This window comes from Myxococcales bacterium (assembly GCA_023898405.1).
Lineage (GTDB): Bacteria > Myxococcota > UBA727 > UBA727 > JABDBI01.
Genome location: CP060221.1, coordinates 898,039 through 922,703, shown reverse-complemented (window position 1 = coordinate 922,703; position 24,665 = coordinate 898,039). Strand labels below are relative to the sequence as shown.

The following is a 24,665-nucleotide window of genomic DNA, read 5'->3' as shown; positions in this document are numbered from 1 at the left end:
GTATGAATAATAACCAGTCACTTCTAAAAATAAGCGATCTTGTGGTGGAATTTCATACCGAAGATGGCGTTGTTCGAGCTGTCGATGGAGTAAATCTTGTCATTGAACGTGGCAAAACACTGGGGCTAGTGGGAGAGTCAGGCTCGGGTAAGAGCGTTACTGCTCTTTCCATTATGCGATTGATTGCTCAACCGGTTGGAAAGATAAGCAAAGGAGAAATAGAGTTTGAAGAAAACAATTTGCTTGGGCTTTCTGAGCGAGCTTTAAGAAAGATACGTGGCAATCGTATTTCCATGATTTTTCAAGAACCTATGACTTCTCTCAATCCAGTTTTTACAGTGGGGGAACAAATCATGGAGGCCATTAGCTTGCATCAAGGTCTCGATAAAAAAGCTGCGTTAAAAAAGAGCATTGAAATGCTTCAACTGGTAGGCATACCAAGTCCTAAAGAGAGAGTTTTTAATTATCCTCACCAAATGTCAGGAGGAATGCGTCAGCGGGTGATGATCGCCATGGCTCTTTCCTGCAAGCCCGAGCTGCTGATCGCCGATGAACCGACGACCGCGCTCGATGTAACAATTCAAGCTCAAATCATGGAGCTTATGAAGAAGCTGCAAGAAGAATTTAAAATGGGTATTCTTTTAATTACCCATGACTTGGGAGTTGTTGCTGAAACATGCGATCGTGTAGCGGTTATGTATGCTGGACAAATTGTAGAAGAAGCTGAAGTTGGGGATATTTTTAAATCCCCAATGCATCCCTACACAGTCGGCTTATTGAGTTCTGTTCCAGGATATTCTCGAGGGGAAGAAAGCGTGGGACCTGATGGTAAGCCTCGTCTTAAGACAATCCCGGGAATGGTTCCTAACCTGCTAGAGCTTAAAAAAGGTTGTCGATTTTATGACCGATGCTACAAGCGTAAGGATGAGTGCATGAAACAAGACATAGCATTGGTAAAAACACAAAGAGGTCGCAGTTACCGCTGTTTATTTCCCGAACATGATCTGCAAACAAAACCGTTGCTCAGTCAGAATAAAAAAAGTTCAGCGAAAGAGGTGACCCATGGATAAAAGTGTGCCGCAAAAACCTCTTTTGCGCGTAAATAATCTCAAACAATATTTTGAGCAGCACCGAGGAATACTAAAGCGCACAAAGAGCGTAGTAAAAGCGGTGGATGGTGTTAGCTTTCATATAGATACTTCTGAGACCTTGGGGCTTGTGGGCGAATCGGGTTGTGGCAAATCAACGCTTGGTCGAAGTATTTTGCGTCTGCTTGAGCCAACTTCTGGCAGTGTTCACTTCGAAGATGAAGATGTGATAGCCGCTGATAAAGAACGCCTGAGGGCTCTTCGTCGTAAAATGCAGATCATATTTCAGGATCCTTTTGCTTCGCTCAACCCACGCATGACGGTGGGCAATATTATTCAAGAAGCGCTTCAAATTCATAATCTCGCTAAGACTAAAGAAGATAAGAAAGAGCGTGTCATGGAGCTTTTATCTTTGGTGGGATTACGTAAAGAATCGATGGGGCGTTATCCTCATGAATTTTCTGGAGGGCAGCGCCAAAGAATTGGTATTGCTCGTGCTTTAGCGGTGGATCCAAAATTTGTTGTCTGTGATGAGCCTATTTCCGCTTTGGATGTTTCTATTCAAGCGCAAATCATCAATTTATTGCAAGATCTGCAATATAATTTGGGTTTGACCTATCTTTTTATTGCTCATGATTTGCATGTTGTTCGCCATATCGCTTCACGCATAGCTGTCATGTATTTGGGAAATATTGTAGAAATAGGGGACGCAAAAATTGTCTATGATGAGCCCAAACATCCCTATACACAAGCTTTGTTGAGTGCAGTCCCCGTGCCTGATCCAGAAAGAAAATCTAAACGTATTTTATTGAATGGTGAAATTCCAAGTCCGCTCAATCCACCGAGTGGCTGCAAATTTCACACTCGTTGTCCCCATGTAATGCCCAAATGCAAGATAGAAGCCCCAAAGCTTATCACCATTGGGCAACGGCAGGAAGTTGCGTGTTTTTTGTATGAGTGAAAAAATCTGAGATTCTATTTGCCAAGTTTTTATATAAAATTAACTGGCAGTAATTAAGTTGACGTTAAATGATTAAAATTTGTTATGCAGGCTAGAATATTTTTGCAGAAAAAAATTTGATACAAATCTGTGATCCAATAGAGCAAAGATTAGAGGTGCAGTTGGATAATCCTGAAGCTGAGTAGGCCCAAACAAGATGCTTTAGAGCTAATGTGGTGGAGTGTTTTGATTGATATTTTTTGCAATATTAGGTATTATTTAAGTAGTGTGATGAATGCTTTTTTGCGTATAACAATTTTCTGTGATAGCTGATTTATGATGAACTTAATAATTTTATTTATAGTTTCTGTGCTGGTTTTTACGAACTGTGACAACTTAAAGGATCCGGCTCCTGATATTAAACCCGAAACCCCTGCAGAACTAGAGCATCCTATTTCTCGCAAAAAGCGTGAAATAAATGTTTATACCGTCTCAGATTATGAAAATGCCTTTGTTGATCCAAGAGTTGATGACAGGCTTAAAGAGGTTATCCCACAATTTTTAAAGAGTCATGTTCTGTGGAGGGTGCGTCACAACGGTAATTGTTGGATTACATCAGCCCTGATCTTTATGCTCCATGAGATAACGTCAAAAGGCCATGAATATTTTATTCAATCGCTCAATAGAATTAAAAAAAGTGCTCAGGATTTTGCTATTGAAGATAACCAACACGTCAAAAAATTTATTGAGTTATTAGAGAGCATCAATGACAATGATGACTTTAAAAATACTATAGAAATTCTAAATTACGCCGATTCGTATTTCATCCTTAATATGGGGCTGAGACAATTTATTGCAGAGGCAGTGAAAGATATTAAGCCTAAAAAAGCAGAAGAAATCCGAAACTATCTATCGTGGGGCGATGTTGCAGGCGATGCGGGAGAGCTCTTTCTCGTTTGGGATTTTAAGTACGCTGCCGTTTCACTGTTAGTAGGACCAGCCCGAAATATTAACGCGATTACTTATGCTAACAAGTCAAATGAAAGCTGGAATTATAATTTAAATGAAGATCAATTTCGTAAACTCGTAGCTTCGATCGCTAAGAATTATCCCTTAATCGCTTTTGTTCCTATGGTGAATTATGCCGATATCTTGGTGAGCAAAGAATTCTATCTAAATTTTCATAAGTGAATAAAATGAGCTGCTTATTTTTTGAGCTTGAGATGGTCGGATAAGTTTCTGTTTGGCCTGCACAATTGATGATTTTGCTTGGGAAAAATTCTCGCAGAATAAGCTCTTAAACCTGGCTATAAAAATACTAAAAAATATTTAAGGTGCACGTGAATTTTCTCAAATTCAGGCAAGCTTGTGTGCTTGGAAGGCAGATAACATCTATGAAGAGCTTATTTCTATTCACGTCGATCTTTCTATGTGTGGCATTACAAAGTGGACATTGGCAAGGGGCAGTCTATCAAAAAAATTCCAGGCCTCAACAGGAATGGTTTGAGCAGGTTGTGTCGGCTCTACAATTGAAGGGAAATGAGGAAATTTTAGATATCGGCTGTGGTGATGGGGCCATTAGCAATAAGATTGCTTACATGATTCCTCAAGGAAATATTATTGGCATTGATATTTCCAAAAGCATGATTGAGTGTGCACGGGAAAATTATCAAACAGAGCGAATAAGTTTTATGTTTTAGCTGAATGATTGTTTTGAAAATCAAGATGGCGTTGTTAAGCCGTGTTAGAAAAATATTTGCAATTCATTTTGAGCGCTGCCACTTGTCATCGGCACCATTCTCTTGTCATCCTCGCCATTCTCTTGTCATCCCCGCGCAGGCGGGGATCCAGCAAAAATAGCCAACTGTCTAGTTAAAATGAAAGTATAAATCATTCCATGTGAAGAGCTTCTTCGCTTGCTGTAAATTTATCGAGAAAAGTCATTACTAAATCTTTTTAAACATAGTTAAAAAACTCATTCATTGAATTGAGAAAGTAATCATGACCCTCTTTGGATCCCCGCCTGCGCGGGGATGACAGAGGATAGAGGTAATGACACATGATCGTGGACAAAATTATTTTTAAAACAGTCTCTTAAGGTGGCAGTTCATGAATCACTTTTAGTAAGGAAGAACAGACTGCCACTAGTGAGCCATTGTTAACATCAGAAAAAAATAAAGTTAATGGTCCATACCAAAGACGATGCTGTGCAAATCTGAATCGAGCCGTCCTCTAGTTTTTTGGGTGAGAAATATATTTAACCAGTATGTTGGTTCCCCAACGATTTCCCGCCATTTTTGGTCCGTGCAAAGATGGGATGTTATGTTGGAAATCAGTAAAGGCTTTTTATCGTTGATAATATTTACGGCAGGAGCGTCCTCAATAAAATTATGGGCAAATTGGGCTTTAGGTATTTGTTCTTCACACTCGCGTGCAAATTTTTCCATGATAGGACGGCCCGTAATATATTCTCTTTTTTTTGCGCGTTCCCTCAGTATTTCTTGATTTGAAACAGAGATATTAAATGTAACGATTCGGTAATTTCTACAAAGATCACTATAGTTTGCGACCAGATCTTTTTGTCGACCTGTTACAAACAAAACAAAATCCTTTTTCTCTTTTATTAGGCGATCTCTTTCAATAACAAATTTTTCCCATGCCTGATCATAGATTGTCTTTAAGATAGCCTCTTTTTCCTCTGCCGATTGAGGAAGACTGCCAAACCGGGCAATATAGTCAGCAATTTTTTTCTCCGCCCACTTATCGATGTCAAGAATTTCAAATGATGAGAGCCATGCAAAATTCGAAGACAGCTGAGTAAAAACTGTATTTTTTCCAACAGCAGGAGGACCTGTCATGATAATCACGATTGGTTTTCTGTGCGGATTATCAAATGGGCTGCGTGTTGATGCATAAATTTCTTCTCGTCGCTCATGAGAATCGTTAAAACTTGCTATTGAGCCAGCATCGTTGGCATTGTTTTGGTGAGCTATATTTTCATAGCTAAAGCTCAATCCTTGAACCAGGCGAGTCTGGTGATACAAAATTTCTTTGTCCTCTCGAATTTGACCTGTCTTATCAAAAAACTCTTTAGGATCGCTTTGGGCTCTGCTATTCATGTGCTGCCAGAATTTTTCTACCCAATCGGTTCCAAGGTTGCTGTTTGGCACAAAATTTATTTGTTCATCGTGGTTTTGTTCTGCTACATAGCGACTTAAAACGCTTACCCATGCCTTATTTCGCTCGCCGGGAGCAGTAAAAAATAAAGCGATATGCAATTTTTTGTGTGAATCTCTTTCAAGAGCAGCAAATGCTACAATTTTATTTTCGAAACCGAGAGAAGAGTCTTCTGCTCTGAGCTTGAATCCTACAAGGTCAATATTTGGATAGAGCTTAATGTGTTGCAAAAAATGAAGAACGGCATCTCGGTTATAGGAGGTTTTTGTTTCAGGAGAACCTACCATTTCTTGTAATACTTGAGTGTTCTCATCATCTTTAGTGAGAGGAATTATTTTACCAAGATTAGAATAATCAAAATTAGCCAAGAGTGTGAAGCAACACAAAAAGTTAAGCAACAAATAGAATAATTTCTGACGTAAAATCAATGTGTTATCCTTGCTGTTAAAGTTGTGAGTGGAAGTTAAATGCTTTGCAGGAAATGACAACAACGATAAGTTTTCGAAAGATCAGTCTCTTAGCCGAGAAAAGCAGCTCTAAGAAAAGGATAGCCAATTTTTCAAAGCATGAAGAAAAATAAAAAATAAAATCGATGCAATAGAAAACGCGAATAGAATAAATTTTAGTAAAATTTTTGTTTAATTATTAATCGCGCTCTTTTCATGGAGCCAGCGTCAACTAAAAAAAGTTTTCCCCAAAAATATGCAATGGCTTAAATCACATTTTTATCCAGCACAGAAAAATTTTGCTAATTCTAGACAGCTGTTCAGATTTTCGAGAAGACGCTGTAAGTGTAGAAGATATCCTTAAAATTTATTTGGTAGCTAAAATTCTCTACGAGAGACTTTTAAAAATTAGGTGGGTGAGAAAATGAACTTTGTTGATTGTCATGATTCTATTTTAGAGCAAAAGTCTAAAAAACTTACTCGTGAAGAGATTCTACTTCCATCGACTCAGGAATTTTTCAAACACATGCTTAGCTTTGCGGCAGGTGAACAAGCTGATCGGCAAGGAAGTATACTAGTTGGACTCGCTGCCCCTCAAATTGGTAAATTGTGGCGGGTTATCATAGTTGATGTAAAAGCTGATGGCAAAGGGCATACGGCTCAATTAAAGCTCTACATTAATCCTAAAATCACATATTTTTCAAAAGAGAGCGAAGAATGGTATGAAGGCTGCTATTCAACGGCAAAAATTAGAGGCGTTGTTGAGAGACCAAAAGAAATAGTTGTTGAAGCGCTTGATCATAACGGCAACGAGCTGACTGAAACACATCAAGGCTATGTCGCGCGAATTTTTCAACATGAAATAGACCACCTTGATGGTATTCGTTTTCCCCAGCGCATGGATAAAAATGAAAGTTTGCACTTAGTTGAGCCAGATGAAGTATTTCGCTATCGCAACTTAGAAGAATGGAAAGATTGGCACAGATGTTTTCCTCAACCCCAATGGAAAGAAAGAATGAAGTAATTTTTTAGTTATCACACATTTAGAAAAAATGGGGAGCCTGTAGTATGCCCCCCAAGTTCTGAGTTGTGCAGAGTTTTAGTGGTTAATGATTAATGAGCCGACATTCCATTTCCCGCGACTCATGAGTGCCTTCATAGAGTCCGGTTACACCATCATATTGCAGAGTGAAAATTCTTGGGACAGCATTTTCATCCATACAGCGATAGAGCACATCGGTATTATCTTCGCATTTTAGAATTTGGTGGATTGTACCATGATGATAAATTTTTGCTTGCATTTTTCCGCCAAATGGACTTGGCTCTACTCTTACAGATTTTGCACCATCATAGCTACGACAATATGCTCTTGGTTTTGACATAGAGGTTGCCAATCCACTTTGGGCGCATAGTGCTACTAAACTCATTATAGTAATCATCTTTTTCATAATTCGCTCCTTGCTGTCCTTTGTGGGCAGTTGGAAATTCCTTGATGATCATTATTTGAGGGAGCTTGATATTTTGGCCGAATTTATGGCAAGGAAAAAATCATTCGCTTAATACTTTAAAACAGTCTATTAGTTTGACTTTGGCCGAAATCTGAAATTTTTGAAGACTCCGATTTATTCAAATTTCAGCCAAAATTGATCTTAGGTATGGAAAAAAATCTAACTATTTTCTATTAAAATCACGAAATCATTATTGCAGATCATATTCCAAGATCATGGTGCCACCGCCACCTTTGGTTAAGAATAGTGTCTGCACGTTGATGAATTCAGATTTTTGAGCATCATTTATTTTAGGTAGTCCATAGCTTTCTTTTAAGCTTGCTTTCATGTCGTTGAGTGTTAAAAATGCTTTCAATTTGTATGCTACCGGTGAAACGAGAAACTTAAATTCTTGAAAATAGCGATACATATCCCTGCCAGAATGAACATAGATGTAATTGCCTCCGGCAGATTGGCTAATACCAAGGATGAACTCTTGGTTGAAATTTTCACCGAGACCTATGGCAGTAAGGCCAATACCTTCCGAAGCGTAATCACTTACTAATTTTAGGGCTGTTGAAAGCTCCGTGAAACCAGTGTTAAGCCCTGCATCGGATATCAAGATGACTCGGCTTTCTTTATCATTATTGCTATCAATGAAATTTTGTTGACTCAAAGATTCAAATCCCAGTCGCAATCCATCATAGAGGTTGGTGCTGCCTTTAGTTTCGAGAGTTTTTATTGTATTGATAATATCTTCTTTGCTTTCTTGAGAAGCAATCTTTGTTATTGGCAAAATAATTTCACTTTCGCTTTCAAAAACAATGATCGATAGATAGTCGCCTTCACGGAGATTTTCTACTGTTTCAATGGCCGCATCTTTAGCCCAATCGAGTCGCGATTTTTCGGTATTATCTGTTGCGCTCATGGAGCCGCTAATATCGATAACCAAGCTGAGATTCAAATCTTTTCTTTGAAAGTTTGCATCATTCACATTGGAATCCATACCGATCTGCACAAATAATTTCTTTTGTTGAGGATCAAGTTTATAAAAAGGTTCGATGCAGATGACAGCATTGCAATCTGAAAGTTGTGGGCTTAAATCAAAATCGCTCAAAAATCCTTTGATATCGATATTGTCTTTGTAAGGGACCATGCCATCTTCAATTGTTTTTTTAACAAAAGAAAAATCCATGGCACCACCAGAACTAACATTTATTGGTGCTCCCACGATTGCTCCGATGGATCCATCCAAATGAGAACGCTCAGGAAAGCCTATACCAGGATAATAGGAATAATTTTCCATATTGTCGGCGAGTTTTCTGAATAGATCCAGGCGCTCAAATAATTTTTCATCGTTTTTAAATATAAGATTTTGATTGAGCCTTTGTTCAAATGAAGAAATATCACTGAGCAGACTTGCTCGAGCCTGAGCCTTGATGGGTGAGCAAGGATCTTCGATAACTACAGGAATTACTGTTGTCGGCGGTACTATTGGTTGAGTCGGTAGATAAGGTATGGGCCTAGGTAGTGGTGGAGGAAGAGGAGTTAGATCTTGGCATGCACCATAAAACTCTTCGATGGATGTTTTCATGGATGTTGCCATATCAATCAGCAAAAGTGATTTATCGATCATATCTGTACTTGCGGCCTGTTCAAGATCAAGCGCCACAGTTTTTTGACCGTGAGTTATTTCATTATTGGTAGCATCTTCAAAACTATAGTTGAGTTCCACTGAAGCTGTTTGATTAGCAGAAATATTTGACCCAGCACACAGTGCCAGGAATGAAAGTTTTACCCATTTTTTTCTGAACATAAGTTTCCCCCTTGGATGTTTTTTGTTCTGCCTAGGATTTAGCCAAAATTATGTTTGATGAAAAATGATTTATTGTAATGAGTAAGCATTAGAGAAATTAATGATGGCAAATATAAACCTTAATCTTTTGCGAATTTTTCAAGCGGTCTATGAAGATCAAAACATGACTCAAGCTGCAAAAAAACTTTTTTTAACTCAAAGTGGCGTGAGTCAACATATAAAAAATCTAGAAGAAACTTTGAATTTAATTTTATTTGATAGAGTGGGGAAAAGTTTAATTCCCACAAGAAATGCACACTCACTCTACGAACAATGCAAAAATAGCCTGGATAGTTTGCAACTTACCATTGAGCAGCTCAGCGGTAGTACTCCATGTGGAGCAATTTCCATTAGTGCGCCACCTGAGTTTGCTAACAGTGTTTTGATTCCTGTTTTAGTTAAGCTTAAGAAAATTTATCCTGCGATTGTTATTCACCTTCATGTGGGCATGGCTTCTCAGATGACTAAAAAACTGTTGTCGGGAGAGCAGGATATAGCTTTCTTGGATGGTGTTATTTCTGATACTCGATTGGAAACAACTTTGGTCTATGATGAGCGCATTTTGTTGTGCTGTAAAAGATCTTTGTTAAAAAAATATCCTCTCAGTCCTAAAAAACATCTGCATAATGAACTGCCTCTTTTGGCCTATTTGCCGGGTGAGCCCATCTTTCAAAAATGGTATAGGCATCATTTTGGTCAAACTCCCACCAGGCTCAATATCTCTTCGTATTTAAGCAGCAGCCAGAACGTGGCGCGCATGATTTGCCATGGAATGGGGGCAGGGATCATTAGCGGCAATCATTTTTCTGAGTTAAAAAAATTAGGACACGATCTGGTGGAGATATCGATCAATAAACAAGCTTTAATAAATCCCATTTCAATGAATAGGATTAAATACAGAAGTTCAACTTTTATTGAGAATGCGGTGTTTAAATTTTTGTTGATGCACCTCAATGAGGCTTTGTAAAATATTTTTTGATAAAATTATTTTGGTTTTGCATAAATGTTTATTTTTAGAATTGTTTTTGAAACGCAGCTTTTAAAAAATTACAGCAGGTCGAAAGCGTGAATGAAAAAAATGCTCATCAAGATACTTTGTGTAAATGTGGAAAGAGTCGTCATCAATGCAAGCGAATTGTAGTCACTGGTGGCCCGGGTGCAGGCAAAACTGCTGTGTTGGAAATGCTGAGACGGACACTTTGTCCTCACGTGGTTATCCTGCCCGAGGCTGCAAGTATTATTTTTAAAGGAGGTTTCTGGCGAAGACCAAGTGTCGCTGGAAGAAGAGCATCACAGCGAGCAATATTTCATGTGCAGCATGAACTTGAACAGCTGGTTGAAGATGAAGGAAATACAGCAATTGCATTGTGTGATCGTGGCTCACTGGACGGCTTAGCCTATTGGCCAGGCAGTCATGCGACTTATTTTAAGCAGCTCAAGACCACCTATGAGTATGAATTATTTCGTTATGAAGCAATCATTCATTTAGAAACACCTTCAAAACTTAGTGGCTATGATCACAGCAATCCAGTGAGGGTAGAAGATGCCCATCAAGCTCATCTGATTGATAAAAAACTTAAATTAGTATGGAGCAAGCATCCTAATCGTTATTTTGTAAAAAGCACCGTTGATTTTATGGAAAAAGCGCGGCTGGCTATTAATTTGATTGAGCAAATTTTGCCTCATTGCTGCGGAAAAGATTTTGGGCATGCTAGTCAAGAATAATTCTAGGTCATGAGCCTCAAGTCAACTATCAGTGAACAAAAATCCCAGCAAAAATGGATTAAATTTTCAAGCAAAAATGTTCTTTCCCATAATATCTTTTTGGCCAACTGGGCGCCTTCTAGGTGATATATGCTTCCAAAGATTTTTTTAGTGAGCACCATAGTGTTTCACACTCTGGTTTTTTCAACAGCAGACTACCAGCGAATAGAAAGTGCTGATTCGTGCAAAGAAATCACTCTAAAATCTATAATGCAAAAAGTTGATCATCCAGATTCAGGATGGAGTGCTCAGAAAAAAAACGACATTGATTTTCAAATTGAAAACAAATTAGACACTATCAAGGCTGAGATAGCTGATTTATTGTTACCGTATCTCAGAGATAAAGCCTGCGCTTCTCTAAGCCAAAAATATCATGTTAAATCATCTCATGGTTATGATTATGAATTCTATAAATGGCAGGTTCCTTTAAAAAAGCTGGAAGAAGAAAAAGCAGCGATCGATTTAGAAACTCAATATATTATTTTTCAAGTGGCAGAAAAATTAGCTACGGAACTACAGCAGATTGCTGGGCAAAAAAATATTAATTTTAGCTTTGAGGCATCTCCCTATTTGGTAGAGCCCACAATTAAGGCGCCCTCTACCGGATGCTTCCTCACTATGGTGCAATCTGCATTGATCCCATTTTGTTGTGGAATGTTTTGCTTGCCAGAACTTATGTGCGAATATGGGAGCAAGGATTTTTTTGTGAGTGAAAATTCGGTGCTTTGCGTGCCTTGGTGTTTTAGGCCCAGACGCTTGCAAATGGATCATACTGGCTTAAGCATTGGTCATCTCGAGTTAAAAATAAACTATCAAGAATTAGGAAGCGTACAAAGATCCGAGATTGAGAAACAACTGCAAAGATGGAGCAAAAAATAATCATAGTTTCTTTTATTTTTTGCTATGTTTTCCTCGAGCGACTATTGAGAAATAGTTTCTTGGGGAATTTTTTTTTGTAGATATTACGATTATTATTGACCACGGTTTAGGGAATTCTGAAAAAATAGAATTGTTAAAAAAATTTATATTTCCCAAATTTTGTTTTAAAATTCAAGGGTGATTGTTTTTTTGGTTTGTATTGAATGAGTTGGGGTCTAATGGAAAATAAAAAAGTTATTTTGTTTCAACTTTTATTTTTTGTGTGTTCGTGTGGGCAAGACTTCAGCCCAAAAAACATAGTTAAAACAAATGAAACTATTCAGATAAGTGAAAAGGAAAAAGAGAAAAATTATTTTGCTCAGCTTTTTCCTAAAACTTTGCTTCCGGATATATCAGCAGTTTTTCAAAAGAATGAGATTAGTAATTCTTCTAAAGATTTGAGACAAATTTTTGAACAGAAAAGAGAAATTGGAGGAGGCAAAAGTGGTGCAAAGATTTTGTTGCTCGAAACAAAAGGAGATGTGCACTACTCTCTTATTTTAAAAACTTTACATCCTATCAAAAACGACAAAGATCTTTGGTCAAACATTGCTTTTAGGGAAATTTATTTTAGTAAAATGCTAAGCCAGCTAAGATCGAAAAAATTTTTACCAGCAGATATGAGCGCAGCTGATTTTTTTCCTGATTTCTTTGGTTTTGGTACAACAGATTCCTTAGATCCATTTTCGCCTGGGAGCAAAAGTACGGATAAAAAAATTCCATTTTACCTGATGGAAAAGCTTGAAGGCATGACATTGTATGACTTTGCTATCAATGCCAAAGAGGCGAAAGAGAAATTTGGTTATAATCTCAAAGAAATGGAGGTGAAAAAAATCTTTAGTATCATTTTACAAATGGCCGTTGCTTTGCAAAATGCCTATAAAGAAACTGGTTTTATCCATCTTGATGCTCATCCAGGCAATATTTTTCTTACAACCAAAAAAATGGATGGGATTATATTTTCAGGTTTTGGGCGGGAGATTTCGCTGGTCGGCCCCAAGGTGAAAATAATTGACTTTGATCAAAGCGAGACTCTGAATAAAGCTACACCACGCCCGCAATATAAGCTCAGACCAATACTCGGCAGGGGAAAGAAACTCTATGAAGCAGAAGGTGGGAGTAGCTTGAAGTTTTCGCTTATCAATCTTAAAGCTATAGCAACATCTGAAAATACTGATGTGCGTATGTTAAATGTGCTATTTCACACTTTTGATGACCGATTTAAAAATGCTTCTGGTAAGATCAATATCGATTACTTTGCATCCACGATAAGTGAATTTATTGAATTTTTATTTAAAATTGCTCCTGAGGTGGGCTTTAAAAATATGAGCTTAAGCTAGGATATCCTCATAAAATCAAAAGTCATTTAGCTTTAAGAAGTGTAAATAATGCTTATTTATTTGTTACTTGAAGTAGAGTCGTTAAGCAAAAATTAATCCATACCAATTGCAGCCTTTAAATTGGGAAGAATGGCATTGAAAGCCTGATGCATTTGTTGAATTATGATTTTTTTTGCCTGCTCCACGCAGTCCTTGTGGCATTCAACTACGATTTCATCATGCACCATGTTTACAATGCGGGCATTGAGAGAATTTTTATCAAAGCTTTTGGAAACTTTTATAAGCGCTAATTTAAATATTTCAGCACCAGTTCCTTGTATAGGAATGTTGCGTGCTAGCCGCAACATATGGCCTAAATTTTTTCTTATATCGTGATCAAAATAGCTTCTGCGTCCAAGAGCTGTTTGAACAAATCCATTATTTTTTGCTTGAGTTTCAAGAGAATCAAGAAAATTTTTAACTTGGCTAAAGTTTTTAAAATAGTTTTCCATCAGCTGTTGAGCTTCGTGCTGCGAAGTTTTTAGCTGTCGCGCTAATGTTGCTTCGCCCATGCCGTAAATAATGCCAAAGTTCAAAATTTTTGCTTTGCTGCGTAGGTGAGGATTCTTTTTCTCAGAAACTTCACATTTGAATATATTTTGAGCGACAACACTGTGAATATCACGATCTTCATTAAAAATGTGGCTCAGTTTTGGGTCTTTACTCAGTGCTGCGAGAATTCTTAGTTCAAATCCGCTGTAATCAAAATATTTAAGCTCGTAAGGTTGGGGAGATTCAACACATGCCTGAAAAGTTGTGTCATTGGGGAGTGCTTGGAGATTAGGATTAAGGCATGTGCTTCGTCCAGAAGAACTCGCTATGGCAACGAAGCTTGCGTGAATGCGGTTGTTGATGATTTTAGGCAAAAAATGCTCGCCATAAGTGCTTAGCATTTTTTCATGTTCGCGGTAGCGCATCAAAAGATGTGCTGCTTCGTGGTCAATATCTTTTAGTACTGAAGCAGATGTGCTGCTTAATTTCTTCCCAATAATTTTTTCAAGACGTTCTTTTACTCTATTTGTTTGATGAAGATCGATGGTTTCAGAACCGAACAATAAAAAGCCCTCTTGCTGGAAATAGGGGGCTAGCTTCTGTTTTATCTTTGCTTGTTCGTTTGCTATTTTTTCCAAGGCCTCAAGCCATTTTTCTTTTATAAAAGGAAAGCCTATTTTTTCCATTTGCACCAAAACGGGAATTAATTCGCACTCAAGTTTGAGCAAGGGAGCAATATCTCGCCGCTTAATTTCTAAAAGGGCTTTTTCGTAGACTTGGCTCAGCCAAGCGACGGCATCAAAGACGTTTTCCCATTGAGGCACCTTGAGTGTTGCGGTGTGGTCTTTGGAAATCAATTTTTTCATGGTGGATAGACAGATAAAATGCGATTTTTTGAGGAACTCAGGATGTTTGTTGAGAAAAGCTTTGCTATCGAGGCATAAGAGATATTTGGCCTGTTCTATGCATGTTTGCCAGTTAGCTATGGTTTTTTTGTTTTCCATGTCTATGAGCCAATAATCATGAGGATCGTCCGCTCTGGGCAGGAGCGCTGCGCATATGAACGTTTTTTTTAGAGTCATTTAATTTCCTCAATCGTTTAAAATGCAAAATCGTTCTAGGCTGATTTGGCATGGCAGCTTTGTGTGATGTGGCTTTTGAAATAGTAATTTTTTTAAGGAAGATCAACATGAGAGATTTTTTCTGAGAAGGGAATTATAAAAATCTATAAAATTTAGGGTGTTATCCGTATGAGCTTTAAATATTACGGCCTGACAAAGCTTGGGCGCCCATTGACCCTTCAAAGGAAAGCGGCTAGACCAGGCCTACTATAATTTCGTTTACATCATTTATTGAGCTTTATCCAAAGAGGAAGCTCTTTGAAAAAAAGAGCGGTAAAGCAAGGAGTATGTAATGGCACGTTATCGTGGCCCAAGGCTAAAAATTATTCGTCGACTTGGCACTCAACTTCCAGGTCTTATGCGCAGTGAAGGCGATTTACGTCGTCCTTATCCACCCGGGCAACATGGGCCAACTCGCAGAGCTAAGCTTTCTGATTACGCTGTTCGTTTGCGTGAAAAGCAAAAATTGCGTTTTCATTATGGCATCAGCGAAAAGCAATTTCGTCGCTATGTAAGCAAGGCTTCATCTGCCAAAGGGAATCCTGGAACCAACTTGCTGCAAGCTCTCGAAACTCGTTTGGATAACGCAGTTTTTAGAGCGGGTATGGCTCCAACCGTGCGTGCTGCTCGTCAGATGGCAGGTCATGGTCACTTTGTGGTAAATGGTAAGCGTGTTGATATTCCTTCATATCCGCTTCGTGTGGGTGATGTAATAAGCATTCACGAAAACAGCAAAATGCGTGAGCAGATCAAGAATAATCGCAAAGATCCAAATAATTTGTCGTTGCCAAGCTATATTGAGATTGATGATGCACAAACTGCAGCAAAAATTACCATGAAGCCTGCTCGTGAAGATATTCCGGTAGAGGTTCTTGAGCAGTTCGTTATCGAATACTACTCCGGAAGATAATCGTAGTTATTTTCATGGAGTTCAAAGGCTAATAAAAAACCTCGGTAACAACCGAGGTTTTTTGCATGAAATTTGTAAGCGAGCTTAAAATTATTTTCAAAACAGGTGCTTATCATTGTCTAAGCTGTGACAAAAATTAAAGTTCTCTAAACTCAGGATAGTTCTCAATAAAAAAATGCGTAACAAGAAAATTTGCTCTGGTAGATTGGCTCAGGCTGTAATATGACAAGCACGTAATTTAAGGGGTAGTTTAATGTTTTCATTTACTTCAATGTTTTCCCATGCAGGTCCAGTAGGACTGATGGTAATGGTGATTTTATTACTATTTTCTGTTTTTTCTTGGGCAATAATTTTGAGCAAGTGGCTTATGCTCAAGGGCATGCTGCAAAATAACAGCAAATTTATTGATCAATTTTGGCAGACCAAAGATTTAAATTTATTGCTCGGTCAAGGAAATACAGGATGTCCGAGTGCTCAAATATTTAAGGATGGCGTGCACGAATTTGAACGCCAACTTCAAAAAAACAAAGAAAAAAGTGAGGCATTTTTAGTGATAGAGCGCGCATTGGTCCGTTCGGGGCGCAGTGAACTCAAGAGAGCAGAAGCTCAACTTCCAGTGCTTGCTTCTATAGGATCCATATCACCATTTATCGGTTTGTTTGGTACTGTGGTTGGCATTATGTCTTCGTTCCATCAAATCGGCGAAGCTGGTAATGCTAATCTTTCTACCGTGGCCCCTGGAATTGCCGAAGCATTATTGGCTACGGCCCTGGGACTGTTTGCTGCTATTCCCGCAGTGATGGCCTATAATTTCTTTCAAACAAAATTAAAGTCGCTCAAAGGAGATTTAGAAAATTTCTCCCTTGATGTGCTTGCAGTGTTGCGATCGCAAAAATAGTCAGTATTCACAGAAGCTCAACTTGGCCTCTAAAGATTGGCTATAGGTTTTTCTCTTAGCAAGGTGGCGAGACATCGCCTTGCTACTTTGTGGGTATTACGATGTATATTTGGCACAGCTGCGTTGCAAGCTGCTTCAACTTCTGCCCTGTGCGATTCAGGGAGACGTTCAGCCAAAATCGCAAGTTGATAAAAGTTGAGTGCTTTGCTTTTAACTTTTTCTAATTTCCTGAGTACTTTAAGTTGTTCCTTAAGGATATAACGCAGCTTTTTCTTGGTTTCGGTATTTTGTGAACGCAGCAAAAGATAGTGTCCATAGGGAATTAAAAATTTTGAAAGATAATCGATGCGTTTATTCATTGCATGCAGCACCCTGACATCACCCAGATCTTTATCGCAAATCATCGACGCATAGCGATCACTGGTGTTGCGTAAAATTATATCGGCGATGCTGCTTGCACCAATGGCCATGCCGCTGCTCAATGTCATCCCTGCTTCATAATATTGAATGAGCGCCCCTCCTGGAATAATATTGGGAATTTCCAGCTGTATGCCTCTTAGACCAGCATAGGTAGCAATTTTTTTATTTTCTGCTCCCAAAATTTTTCCTATGATGGCATCCCCACTCAGGGTTACAACTGTGCTTAGTTGATTAGTGATAATTTGAGATATTCCAAAGCTAACAGGAGCAAATGCTCCACCAGTAGCTGTTAAAACAGTATTGAGGGCTAATTCTGAAAGAATGAGTCCTACCTTAGGTAGTTTTCTAGAAGCATAGAGTGGCAACATTTCATAAATAGAAAGGCCACATATATTATTGGTAATTTTTTTTACACGACCACCAATTGTGAGATCATCTTTGGCAAAATGGGCAAATTCTTTAACGGTGAGTGTCTTTGCTGATAGATTGCCGCTAAAACCTATGCCTTTTTCTTCGCATTTTTGATGTCTTATGCGAGTTTTTTCATCAGCGTTCAAAAGTTCTTCAGCAAACTTATAGGCGTGTTGAGCATGCCATTCTTCGAGTTCTTTTTGCTCGTGGGCCACAGGAGCCGAGCGTATTCGTGGGCCAACAAGTTCGGGGCTGCTTGGCTCAATTAACAGATTATCTATATTGGAGAAAATTTGGTTGTCAAAATGCATGTAATTATCGATAAAATTTTTAGCAATGATGCCGTAGCTTGGTAAATCTAAAGTGGACAAAAATTTTTCCTCAAGCCGTGGTTCTTTTACTGAAGAAGATCGAAATAGCTGTGCTTTAGATGTTTTTTCAAAGCTATCTGTGTGATTGGTGTTTCTATCAATTTTTATTTGAGAACGTGGCTCTAGGCTCTGATTAGTTTTTTTGTTTATTGAATTGTTGTAAACCTGTGTAATTTGCGACATATATTCCCCCTGTTGCGCTTAGAAGATATATATTCTTTGAATGCGATCTATGGTGAAGCTTTTTAAAGAGTTCAAAAAACAAGCTTTTACTATTGTCTCATTTGACGGTGAAAGTATATCTGCTAAAAAACAAAAAAGGCTTTGGTAAATATTTTCAAGGCAAACTCTAAGAGTTAATCGAGATTTTTTTGTATCGTGTTTTCTAATGCTAGTGTCTAATTTGGTGAGATAGAAGTGGCAGCACCCATAGGACATATTATTTCAGCGCTGGCGCTTCTCAATAGTGCTCCTGAGATTTCGAACCGCAACGAATTTATAGCTGGAACGAGTTTTCCAGATATACGCTATGTAAGCGATATTAGTCGCAAAGCGACTCATTATAGTGAAGATCATTCTTTGGCATATGTTTTAAGGACAGAGTCATCATTTGAGGCAGGAAGGCGATTCCATGTTTTTATAGACCATGAACGAGAAAAATTTATGCGAGCTCACGACGCATATCGTTTCATTAAAAATACTTCGCTCAAAACTCAATTGCTGAAAATGGTTGAAGACGAAATTTTATACCCCCAATTTAAAAATAAAATTAATTCAAAAGAGATTTTTTCAAAAATATATCTAGAAGAAATGGGCTATGGTCTTTCTTTGGCTTCAATAAATTCTTGGCATACGGTTTTAAAGAAGTATTTAGATGATAGTCATTGGTTTAATATCTCTAGATATTATTGTTCCTTAAAAGAATTTAAAAAAGTTTATGCCCGCTCCCATGAATTGTTTGGTAACTTCTGGTCAGGCATCAGAACAATTGGGTTTTTGCTTTATGCCTATGTGCAGATAGTGCGTTTGACGCATAATGAAGAACTAAGAGAAATAGTATTAAAATTTTATAATCAACAATTACCAAAACGTATAAAAGAAGAACTCGAGCACCGAAAGAGCGTTGTTTTAGAGCAAGTGCAAAGACCTGTCTTTTGGAAGCAAAAGTTATTTAATGCCTCATAGTCTATTAATCTAAGAAATTAACCGAACCTTTAAGCTTTTCTTAGTCCTCGCTTTGTCGTGGGCATTTTCAGTTAATTTCTTGGATTGGTTTTAGTGAATGAAAACATGGTTTCACAAAACATAAAAATAAAGGAATTTCCCTTATTAAGGAGCGATTTAATGAAAATCTTAATTCCGATAATATTTTTGTGTCACCAACTTTTTGCCACAGAGCACAATAAGTTTGAAAAGCTACAAGAATTCTTCTTTCCTGATGGAGTTGAAGAGAGAACAAATATTGTATTAAGAGGTGAGGGCGATTATTTTGACCATTATGATAAAAAAGAAAAATCTGCCAGAGGATCTGGCGATTGCCGTGTTGAATTAAGCGCTATTAGTGCAGACGACCTACAATTCAGCATTACGTTGGCCGACAGAAATATAGTTTTAAATAATTTTGGTTATGTAAATCAGGTGAGACAAAATAGTTTTTATATTGAGCGCGTTGATAAAATGCCTGATAGAGATATTTTACCTCTGCCCTGGGGCAATGATCACACACACAATATATGGATTGAAAAGAGCACAGAAAGTAAATTTATTTTAAAATATACTCTTGCGAAACGAGGAGATTTTTTGGTGACAATATTTCGTGCTTATCAATGCAATCTTTCTTTTCTAAACTCCTAAGACATAATATCCTCTCTCATTATTCCAAAGAGGGCAAAAATCGTTTATAAATTCTCTTTTGTAAGAAACACAATGCCACGTTCCTCATCACGAGATTTTTCAACAAATCCAAGTTTCAAATATAGCTTTAAGGCTTGGGTGTTAATTGTGCGTGTGGTGAGGGTGACAAAGCGTGCCCCCTGCTGCTTGAGTTGACCGAGCGCATGTTCCATGAGTTTTTGCCCCAAACCCTGGCCGCGGAAATGTTTGTCTACTGCAAGAAGCCAAACATAGCCGGCCGAAGTTGATTTTCGATAGAAAGAAACGAAACCAGCAGGCACACCATCTACTTCAATAACGTCGATATGAGCTTGTCCTTTTCTGGCCGGATCAAAGTTAGGAGCACGCCAAAGAAGAAATTTTTCCGTGGGAAAATTATTGTTTTCCGAAAGCATAAATTTATTGGCATTTATCAATGTGCTAAGCGGAACCAAATCGCTTTTTTGGTTGAAGGGGCGAATAATGAGCTTTTGGCCCTCGCTTTGATCATCCTTCCAAATAATGATTCCTACCACACTGATGAGGCCTAAAAGGAATAAGAGTATGATATGGTGCCGTTTTATTTTTGAAAGCATGATTATTCTCCAGTGATATCTAACAAATTCTGAGCGATATTTCAGGTAGCTTAAAAATTAAACTCTATCGCCATATAAGCCTGATTTAAGTAAGGAAAAGGGGCGCTGGGCCCCATAGAATTAAATACTGTTTTAAAAACAATCCTTAAGAAACATTACGAATAACTTTTCTGAAGTTAGTTCTTAGTTCATCCTTGCGTACTCGGATGGTTTTGGGGGTAATTTCTACCCATTCATCATCATCGATCCATTCGATTGCGGCATCGAGATCCAAAGGATAAATCCCAGAAAGTTTGGTGGATTCATCTTTTCCGGATGCTCGCATATTGGTAAGCTTTTTCTCGCGAGCAGGGTTGGCATTGATATCGTTAGTACGATTATTTTCGCCAAAAACCATGCCCTCGTAGACTTTTGCACCAGCACCAATAAACAGCTTTCCTCGATCTTGAAGATTAAAAAGACCATACTCGGTAGAAACTCCACTGCGATCTGCGACAAGAGCTCCGTTGGCGCGTGATAGGCGCTGGCCAAGAAAAGGAATGTAGCCTTTAAAAGAACTTGAGTAGATGGCTTCTCCCTTGGTGCGTGTCAGCAGAGTGGAGCGCAAAGCGATCAAACCACGGGCAGGTATAGAGAATTCCATGCGCACCCGGTTTGAACCCTCGAGTGTAGTCATAGACTCCATTCGACCGCCTCGCTCAGATAAAAGCTCTGTGACAGTCCCAACAAAATTATCGGGAACATCGATCACCATTTGATCTTCCGCTTCAAATTTTTCGCCATCTTTTTCGTGAGGAATAATCTCTGGACGTCCAACCATGAGCTCATAACCGCTGCGACGCAATTCTTCGAGCAAAATTACAATCTGTAGCTCACCGCGCCCTTTTAAAAGAAACATTTCAGGGTTCTGCGTAGGTTCAATGTCGAGCGCCACATTGGTGAGGCAGGCTTTTCTTAAAACTTCTTCTAGTTTACGGCTGGTGAGATATTCACCCTCTTGTCCAGCAAAAGGCGAAGTATTGACCGATACTTTGATGGCAACTGATGGAGGGTCAACATTGATTCGTGGAAGAGCCTCCAAAACTTCTTCTTGGCAGATGGTATCGCCAATCTTTGGGCTTGGAAAACCTGCGATCAGCGCAATTTCGCCTGCGCTTAAGCTTTCTACTTTCTTGGTTCCTAGACCAAAAAAAGTTTCGAGAGAGCTTATGGTAAAAGCATTGCGCTTATTTTGTTCATCAATCAAAATAACGCGCTGTCCTACTTTGACGGAGCCAGATTCGACACGTCCAATGGCTACTTGGCCAACGAATGATGAATAAGAGAGATTTGCCACAAGCATTCTGAATTGGCCGTCATTCTCCAATTTAGGAGGAGGAAATTCATCTACGATTAGATCTAATAAATCATGAAGATTCTCTTTAACGACGCCTTTATCCTTGCTCGCCCAACCTTCCTTGGCGCTGGCATAAACAGTTGTGTATTGGGTCTGCTCTTCGCTCACAGCCAGATCGTAAAATAATTCCATGACGTGCTCTTCAACTTCATCGATTCGAGCATCAGGACGATCGACCTTGTTGATTACCACTGCAACGTGTAGACCTTTTTCAAAAGCTTTTCTTAATACGAAACGAGTTTGCGGAAGAGGCCCTTCTGCAGCGTCAACCAGCAGAATAGCACCGTCAGCCATGAAGAGAGCCCGTTCTACTTCACCACCAAAATCGGCGTGACCGGGGGTATCGATAATATTAATTTGCGTATCGCGCCAGGTGAAATTGGCATTTTTAGCTGTAATGGTGATGCCTCGCTCTTTTTCAAGTTCACCAGAATCCATCACCCGATCATCCATGTGTTGGTGAGCCTGGAAGAGGCCTGCTTGTTTGAAAAGATTATCAATCATGGTTGTTTTGCCGTGATCGACGTGAGCAATTATAGCTACATTGCGAATATTTTTACTGCTTGTGGTCATGCGAATAAGTCCAAAAAACTAGAAAATCATGAATAATTCTACCTAGCATATGTGTGTTTTATGACAATATACTGGGCCAATAATCAATTTTTGTTGGCACACTTTTTGTTGGCAAAATGAATTGAACAATATTTTCAAGGGGTTGATATTCATAGAAAATTACCTGAAAAACGGAAAAACATTTATGGAGCATACTATGGCAGAAGACAGGGATTTACGAGCGGAATTTGCCGCTAAAGGTTATGCGCATTTGAAATCCTTGGTGGATCCAGTTTCTTGTGAAAAATTAATATTTCGTATGCGTGATTTGGTAGCACATAGGTGTGTGGGGGAGAAAAATAATTTTTTTCGCGCGGGAGAAGAGCAACAGTCGTGTGACGATTTTTTTCTTAATTCTGCCAAGAATATATCTTTTTTTTGGGATCCAAACGCACATAAAGCCAAAAAAAATGATAATCCATTTTTTTTATTGAACAAAGTAGGGCATGCTCTGCATCATAGGTGTCCGGTCTTTGGCAAGTTTTCCCATCAACAGCGCTTTTATCAGATTGTTCGAATGCTGGGCCAGCAATCACCACTTCTTGTGCAATCAATGTTTATTTTTAAGCAGTCTGGCTTTGGTGATGCTGTGCCTGCTCATCAGGATGCAACATTTCTCTACACTGAGCCAAACTCTGTTATAGGTTTGTGGTTTGCTTTAGAAGATGCCAACGAGGATAATGGCTGTTTATGGGTGCTGGAAGGTGGCCATGTGGGACCATTAAAAACACGTTTCATCAAAGGAGGAAAATCCACTTGCTTTAGCGCTGCTAAACGAGTGCATTGGCCTAAAAATAGTTTTAAACCAGTGCCGGCAAAAAAAGGAGACGTGATTGTTTTACACGGTATGCTGCCTCATTTTAGTGAGGAAAATAGATCGTCTAAAACTCGTTATGCTTACACGTTGCATTTTATTGATGGCAAGGCATATTTTCCCAAGTCCAACTGGTTGAAGTAACTTCAGCATTTTTGGCGCATGTGCTCGAGGAAAAAATCCTATGGCTACTAAATACGATCTTAGTGCTGCTGTGCTTTTAAGTGCACTTTTGATCTTTGGTCTGGTTTATTTTCTTTTCAACAAGAATGCCAAATCAGAGGTAATTATTTCTGATCGAATGAGCGAATTTATCGACGCCATCGATCAAAGCATGGTTGCAAAAAGTCATCAGCTTATAGTCTTTGATCTAGATGATACAGTTTTTCGCTCGAGCTCAATTTTGGGAACTCCAACGTGGTATTACCACACCATCAATATCCTAAGGCAAAATGGTGCACCAAGTCAGGATGCCTTTTATGTGGTTAATGATATTGATAAGGTCATTCAGGAAAATGTCAAAGTGATGGTGGTAGAGCAATCTACCATTACCGCAATCAAAAGATGGCAAAGTTTAGGAGCAACCATTGTTGGAGTAAGTTCACGACCATCATATTTCCAAGAAGTGACAGAAAAACATCTAAAGCAGATAGGCTTAGCTTTTAATGCGCCTGTTTTTCAGTGTGTTGAGCAGCAGTGGTCCTATGCGAGGAGCGTCTTTAAAGGCGGGGTAATTTATGCTGGAAAAAAAATTTCTAAAGACCAAGCATTTATTAAGTTTCATGACCTGGCTGTAGGCTGTGGTTTATCAGTTGAATTGATTGGGCAGGCCGATGATCAGCAGCGTTATATTTCAAAAGTATCTCAGTACGCGCAGGATTCACGCATTAATTATTTAGGAATAATTTATGGAGGTGCTTTGTCTCGTACGGAATTCAATGTTGTTGAAGCTGGACAAAAATTACTTGAATTAGAAACAAGACTCAAGCGTGTGATAGTGCCACAGGCATACCGTTCGGTCTTAATGGGGGCCCGCTGAATACTTTTGAAATGGTCTTTTAGTACTGACCAAGCATTTCACGTATTTCTCTTAAACTATCCTGATGAGCGTAGAGAGCATCTTTAAGCTCTGGTTCTAAGTCAGCATATTTTCTTCTGGTTGCTTCGAGACCTAAAAGAGCAAATCTTTCTAAAGTAGCTTTGGCATCTTTACTTTGTGTTGCATCAAGTTTTTTATTTTCCAAAAGTAATACAAAATCAGATTTTTCAATTCGTTGTTTAAGCTCATTGAGCTCTTGCGATAAATCTTGGGCACTCAATGAGGAAAGTTTTTTTATATAATCTATATCTTGAGGGGACATAGCAATGCTGTGTTTCGGAGTGTTAATTTTTTTAGACAAGTTTTTAAAAGTAAAATTTCCTTCATGTGAAGGGTGATTGACACTATTGTAATTTTTAGCTTGATTGAATAATTTTTCTTTGTTTTCACTATCAGTTTTTTGGGTCCTTTTTGTGGTGCCGCTTATGTCTGCTCCATTGAGGAGCAAATAAATACCGCCTATTATACCAACAGTAGATGTGAGCATTATAAAAACAGGAAATTTCAGCTTCATAATGTTGACCCCTTACCTTAGAGGTATCGGGCCATGAGAATTTTTGGTTGCTAAAAAATATTATATTAATCACAAAATTACTTAG

23 protein-coding genes are annotated in these 24,665 nt (G+C 38.6%); 15 read left to right on the top strand and 8 right to left on the bottom strand.

The genetic code is table 11. The annotated features are described in order from the left end of the window. Window positions 1-2: 2 nt before the first annotated feature. The 4 genes from H6731_04130 (at window position 3) to H6731_04115 (ending at window position 3,728) form a co-directional block, all read left to right on the top strand. Window positions 3-1,070 (top strand): ABC transporter ATP-binding protein, encoded by a 1,068-nt coding sequence (locus tag H6731_04130; protein ID USN51606.1) that lies wholly within the window; start codon window positions 3-5, stop codon window positions 1,068-1,070. Then, on the top strand, window positions 1,063-2,049 hold the full coding sequence (locus H6731_04125) for a dipeptide ABC transporter ATP-binding protein (protein USN51605.1): 987 nt from the start codon (window positions 1,063-1,065) through the stop codon (window positions 2,047-2,049). The genes H6731_04130 and H6731_04125 overlap by 8 nt, the downstream gene beginning before the upstream one ends. A 315-nt stretch (window positions 2,050-2,364) precedes the next feature. After that, window positions 2,365-3,219 (top strand): hypothetical protein, encoded by an 855-nt coding sequence (locus H6731_04120; GenBank protein ID USN51604.1) that lies wholly within the window; start codon window positions 2,365-2,367, stop codon window positions 3,217-3,219. A 203-nt stretch (window positions 3,220-3,422) separates the two neighbouring features. After that, a complete protein-coding gene (locus tag H6731_04115) occupies window positions 3,423-3,728 on the top strand; it encodes a methyltransferase domain-containing protein (protein ID USN51603.1) in 306 nt (101 codons plus the stop codon). Window positions 3,729-4,208: 480 nt separating this feature from the next. Here the strand turns inward: H6731_04115 and H6731_04110 are convergent, their stop codons facing one another. Further along, window positions 4,209-5,633 carry a hypothetical protein gene (locus tag H6731_04110; GenBank protein USN51602.1) on the bottom strand — a complete coding sequence of 475 codons (1,425 nt, stop codon included), beginning with the start codon at window positions 5,631-5,633 and terminating at the stop codon, window positions 4,209-4,211. Between the two features lie 442 nt (window positions 5,634-6,075). Between H6731_04110 and H6731_04105 the strand changes: the two genes are divergently transcribed. Beyond that, entirely contained in the window at window positions 6,076-6,675 is a 600-nt protein-coding gene (locus tag H6731_04105) for a peptide deformylase (GenBank protein USN51601.1), read from the top strand. An 82-nt stretch (window positions 6,676-6,757) separates the two neighbouring features. On the opposite strand, the gene H6731_04100 is transcribed toward H6731_04105, so the two are convergent. Together H6731_04100 and H6731_04095 are read right to left on the bottom strand one after the other, a co-directional pair. Then, window positions 6,758-7,099, bottom strand: coding sequence for a hypothetical protein (locus H6731_04100; protein USN51600.1), 342 nt, complete (start codon window positions 7,097-7,099; stop codon window positions 6,758-6,760). A gap of 250 nt (window positions 7,100-7,349) precedes the next feature. Next, the gene (locus H6731_04095; protein ID USN51599.1) at window positions 7,350-8,954 is read right to left on the bottom strand and encodes a VWA domain-containing protein; all 1,605 of its coding nucleotides are present in this window, start codon (window positions 8,952-8,954) and stop codon (window positions 7,350-7,352) included. A 100-nt stretch (window positions 8,955-9,054) separates the two neighbouring features. Here H6731_04095 and H6731_04090 point away from each other — a divergent pair, with 100 nt between their 5' ends. From H6731_04090 to H6731_04075, 4 genes are all read left to right on the top strand, one after another. After that, complete coding sequence (locus H6731_04090) at window positions 9,055-9,960, top strand: LysR family transcriptional regulator (protein ID USN51598.1); 906 nt, start codon at window positions 9,055-9,057, stop codon at window positions 9,958-9,960. Window positions 9,961-10,127: 167 nt separating this feature from the next. Next, entirely contained in the window at window positions 10,128-10,718 is a 591-nt protein-coding gene (locus H6731_04085) for an ATP-binding protein (GenBank protein USN51934.1), read from the top strand. A gap of 129 nt (window positions 10,719-10,847) precedes the next feature. Beyond that, entirely contained in the window at window positions 10,848-11,636 is a 789-nt protein-coding gene (locus H6731_04080; GenBank protein USN51597.1) for a hypothetical protein, read from the top strand. A gap of 218 nt (window positions 11,637-11,854) precedes the next feature. After that, the gene (locus H6731_04075) at window positions 11,855-13,015 is read left to right on the top strand and encodes a hypothetical protein (protein USN51596.1); all 1,161 of its coding nucleotides are present in this window, start codon (window positions 11,855-11,857) and stop codon (window positions 13,013-13,015) included. Between the two features lie 92 nt (window positions 13,016-13,107). On the opposite strand, the gene H6731_04070 is transcribed toward H6731_04075, so the two are convergent. Further along, entirely contained in the window at window positions 13,108-14,628 is a 1,521-nt protein-coding gene (locus H6731_04070; protein ID USN51595.1) for a hypothetical protein, read from the bottom strand. Between the two features lie 331 nt (window positions 14,629-14,959). On the opposite strand from H6731_04070, the gene rpsD reads away from it, so the two are divergent. Then, window positions 14,960-15,577 carry a 30S ribosomal protein S4 gene (rpsD, locus tag H6731_04065; GenBank protein ID USN51594.1) on the top strand — a complete coding sequence of 206 codons (618 nt, stop codon included), beginning with the start codon at window positions 14,960-14,962 and terminating at the stop codon, window positions 15,575-15,577. Between the two features lie 253 nt (window positions 15,578-15,830). After that, a complete protein-coding gene (tolQ, locus tag H6731_04060; protein USN51593.1) occupies window positions 15,831-16,475 on the top strand; it encodes a protein TolQ in 645 nt (214 codons plus the stop codon). Window positions 16,476-16,504: 29 nt separating this feature from the next. On the opposite strand, the gene H6731_04055 is transcribed toward tolQ, so the two are convergent. After that, window positions 16,505-17,860, bottom strand: coding sequence for a hypothetical protein (locus tag H6731_04055; protein USN51592.1), 1,356 nt, complete (start codon window positions 17,858-17,860; stop codon window positions 16,505-16,507). A 234-nt stretch (window positions 17,861-18,094) separates the two neighbouring features. On the opposite strand from H6731_04055, the gene H6731_04050 reads away from it, so the two are divergent. Both H6731_04050 and H6731_04045 read left to right on the top strand, forming a co-directional pair. After that, window positions 18,095-18,862 (top strand): hypothetical protein, encoded by a 768-nt coding sequence (locus tag H6731_04050; GenBank protein USN51591.1) that lies wholly within the window; start codon window positions 18,095-18,097, stop codon window positions 18,860-18,862. 159 nt (window positions 18,863-19,021) lie between these two features. Further along, complete coding sequence (locus H6731_04045; protein USN51590.1) at window positions 19,022-19,531, top strand: hypothetical protein; 510 nt, start codon at window positions 19,022-19,024, stop codon at window positions 19,529-19,531. Window positions 19,532-19,575: 44 nt separating this feature from the next. On the opposite strand, the gene H6731_04040 is transcribed toward H6731_04045, so the two are convergent. Both H6731_04040 and typA read right to left on the bottom strand, forming a co-directional pair. Next, window positions 19,576-20,145, bottom strand: a complete 570-nt coding sequence (locus H6731_04040) for a GNAT family N-acetyltransferase (GenBank protein USN51589.1) — start codon at window positions 20,143-20,145, stop codon at window positions 19,576-19,578. A gap of 145 nt (window positions 20,146-20,290) precedes the next feature. Then, window positions 20,291-22,114 (bottom strand): translational GTPase TypA, encoded by a 1,824-nt coding sequence (gene typA / locus H6731_04035; protein ID USN51588.1) that lies wholly within the window; start codon window positions 22,112-22,114, stop codon window positions 20,291-20,293. 196 nt (window positions 22,115-22,310) lie between these two features. Here typA and H6731_04030 point away from each other — a divergent pair, with 196 nt between their 5' ends. Continuing rightward, window positions 22,311-23,111, top strand: coding sequence for a phytanoyl-CoA dioxygenase family protein (locus tag H6731_04030; protein ID USN51587.1), 801 nt, complete (start codon window positions 22,311-22,313; stop codon window positions 23,109-23,111). Between the two features lie 40 nt (window positions 23,112-23,151). Continuing rightward, a complete protein-coding gene (locus H6731_04025; GenBank protein ID USN51586.1) occupies window positions 23,152-24,006 on the top strand; it encodes a DUF2608 domain-containing protein in 855 nt (284 codons plus the stop codon). Window positions 24,007-24,025: 19 nt separating this feature from the next. Here the strand turns inward: H6731_04025 and H6731_04020 are convergent, their stop codons facing one another. Next, window positions 24,026-24,580 carry a hypothetical protein gene (locus H6731_04020; GenBank protein USN51585.1) on the bottom strand — a complete coding sequence of 185 codons (555 nt, stop codon included), beginning with the start codon at window positions 24,578-24,580 and terminating at the stop codon, window positions 24,026-24,028. Window positions 24,581-24,665 lie beyond the last annotated feature (85 nt).

Bases quoted from the DNA above. Each gene is read 5' to 3' on its own strand.
- H6731_04125 (USN51605.1), top strand. From the start codon at position 1,063: ATGGATAAAAGTGTGCCGCAAAAACCTCTTTTGCGCGTAAATAATCTC.
- H6731_04100 (USN51600.1), bottom strand. From the start codon at position 7,099: ATGAAAAAGATGATTACTATAATGAGTTTAGTAGCACTATGCGCCCAA.
- H6731_04095 (USN51599.1), bottom strand. From the start codon at position 8,954: ATGTTCAGAAAAAAATGGGTAAAACTTTCATTCCTGGCACTGTGTGCT.
- H6731_04045 (USN51590.1), top strand. From the start codon at position 19,022: ATGAAAATCTTAATTCCGATAATATTTTTGTGTCACCAACTTTTTGCC.
- H6731_04070 (USN51595.1), bottom strand. From the start codon at position 14,628: ATGACTCTAAAAAAAACGTTCATATGCGCAGCGCTCCTGCCCAGAGCG.
- typA (USN51588.1), bottom strand. From the start codon at position 22,114: ATGACCACAAGCAGTAAAAATATTCGCAATGTAGCTATAATTGCTCAC.
- H6731_04130 (USN51606.1), top strand. From the start codon at position 3: ATGAATAATAACCAGTCACTTCTAAAAATAAGCGATCTTGTGGTGGAA.
- rpsD (USN51594.1), top strand. From the start codon at position 14,960: ATGGCACGTTATCGTGGCCCAAGGCTAAAAATTATTCGTCGACTTGGC.
- H6731_04030 (USN51587.1), top strand. From the start codon at position 22,311: ATGGCAGAAGACAGGGATTTACGAGCGGAATTTGCCGCTAAAGGTTAT.
- H6731_04090 (USN51598.1), top strand. From the start codon at position 9,055: ATGATGGCAAATATAAACCTTAATCTTTTGCGAATTTTTCAAGCGGTC.
- H6731_04115 (USN51603.1), top strand. From the start codon at position 3,423: ATGAAGAGCTTATTTCTATTCACGTCGATCTTTCTATGTGTGGCATTA.
- H6731_04080 (USN51597.1), top strand. From the start codon at position 10,848: ATGCTTCCAAAGATTTTTTTAGTGAGCACCATAGTGTTTCACACTCTG.
- H6731_04040 (USN51589.1), bottom strand. From the start codon at position 20,145: ATGCTTTCAAAAATAAAACGGCACCATATCATACTCTTATTCCTTTTA.
- H6731_04075 (USN51596.1), top strand. From the start codon at position 11,855: ATGGAAAATAAAAAAGTTATTTTGTTTCAACTTTTATTTTTTGTGTGT.
- H6731_04105 (USN51601.1), top strand. From the start codon at position 6,076: ATGAACTTTGTTGATTGTCATGATTCTATTTTAGAGCAAAAGTCTAAA.
- H6731_04020 (USN51585.1), bottom strand. From the start codon at position 24,580: ATGAAGCTGAAATTTCCTGTTTTTATAATGCTCACATCTACTGTTGGT.
- H6731_04025 (USN51586.1), top strand. From the start codon at position 23,152: ATGGCTACTAAATACGATCTTAGTGCTGCTGTGCTTTTAAGTGCACTT.
- tolQ (USN51593.1), top strand. From the start codon at position 15,831: ATGTTTTCATTTACTTCAATGTTTTCCCATGCAGGTCCAGTAGGACTG.
- H6731_04055 (USN51592.1), bottom strand. From the start codon at position 17,860: ATGTCGCAAATTACACAGGTTTACAACAATTCAATAAACAAAAAAACT.
- H6731_04120 (USN51604.1), top strand. From the start codon at position 2,365: ATGATGAACTTAATAATTTTATTTATAGTTTCTGTGCTGGTTTTTACG.